This is a genomic window from Pseudoalteromonas sp. MMG012 (genome assembly GCF_018100875.1).
GTDB classification, from domain to species: domain Bacteria; phylum Pseudomonadota; class Gammaproteobacteria; order Enterobacterales; family Alteromonadaceae; genus Pseudoalteromonas; species Pseudoalteromonas aurantia.
The window spans coordinates 1-1,460 of record NZ_JAGJEF010000183.1; the positions used below are offsets into that span (position 1 = coordinate 1).

Genomic DNA, 1,460 nt, shown 5'->3' on the forward strand with positions numbered 1-1,460 from the left:
TAGAGGCTCTCTTATTGCGATCTCATCGCTGCCTACTTTTTTCCATTTCCTTATGGGTTCGCAGGGGCACTAGACATTCATCGGTTAACCTCATCATGGCACTATTCAAGGCGGCTGGTTTCATCATTGTGATCCAGTTAGTTTCAGGCTCAAGTCAGGTGTAAGCGACTTTGCTTATTGTATTAATGCACGCGTACTGAGCGTCTAATCAAGCCAAATGGCTTTGGTCGTTAGGCATATGATCAGGTTATAGCTTAATGGCTATTTACTCACCCAATTGATTGATGCTCAGCCTTTTATCCAGTTAGACGTTCAGCTCACTCAGTACCGTGACTAACGCTTTAAGAATCGGGTTTCATCGAACACAGTCTCTTTTTTAAGCATATAGTAAACACATCGACCCAGCTTATGCGCCAGCGCTGACAATGCTTTGGCTTTACTCATCCGCTTTTGTAATTTCTCAAGGTATTTGGTGGCGTTATGATTATGGCGTAGCAGTAGTACAGCCGCCTCACTGAAGGCCCATTTTAAATGTGCATTACCAATTTTGTTGCCCTGTGTGCCATAGGTTTTACCTGCTGACTCAGCTTTGCATTTAACAAGCCGACTGTATGAAGCGAACTTTTGTACGCTTGGAAAGCGATTGATATCACCAATTTCATAAATAATGGTGAGTGCTAGAATACGGCCTATGCCATTAATGGTTTGCAATATATTAAGGTGAACGGGGTTATGTTGTTTGGCCATTTGTTCAATGTAATGCTCTAAAGGCTTTAGCTCTTTTTGATAGCAATCAAGTATGCCCATATCGAGATTAATAGAACGTTGTACGACAGGATCGGGGAAGTAATAACGCATTTTTTCTCTGTCACAGACATTTTTCAAATTAACATTATGAGCGGGTAAATTGTATTGGCTTGCAGTGTTGGCGACATGGGCTTTTAAATCGGCGCCGTGGCGAACAATTTTGGTTCTGCGACGTAATAAGTCACGCGTAGCACGCATGTCTTTGTGGTAAACATAGGCAAGAGGGAAGTTGCCACCCCGCATAAGCTTAGCGATTTTATAGGAGTCTATTTTATCGTTTTTAGCTTTCCCACCATGTATAGCCTTCATGTAGAGGGCATGGCCGAGAATAAAGTGGATATTGTGGTCTTTACAAAAATCAGCGACCCAATACCAACAATGCATGCATTCTACGCCAACAACAATATCGCCGATGTAGGGTTTAAGTAATTTTAGTAGTGCTTCTGGGTCATCTTTAATCTTCTTATGAACGAGGATAAGTCCCGTATTATCAATAATACAGACGAAAAGAAGTCCGGCGTGTAAATCGATTCCACGATAATATCGATGCATGTTATTGTAAAAGTTCATTGAGCTTTCTCCTGTAGGTTTGGTTGCCTGTTTAGCGTAGCGAATAATCGCGGTGCTAGGGAGGAGGCTCAATGAGTATCAAG

The 1,460-nt window shown here is 42.1% G+C and carries 1 protein-coding gene; it reads right to left on the bottom strand.

Annotated features, from left to right (window positions below):
* Positions 1–333: 333 nt before the first annotated feature.
* Positions 334–1,377: an IS110 family transposase gene (locus J8L97_RS22885; protein ID WP_211053023.1), complete on the bottom strand. Its 1,044-nt coding sequence runs from the start codon at positions 1,375–1,377 to the stop codon at positions 334–336.
* Between the last annotated feature and the right edge of the window lie 83 nt (positions 1,378–1,460).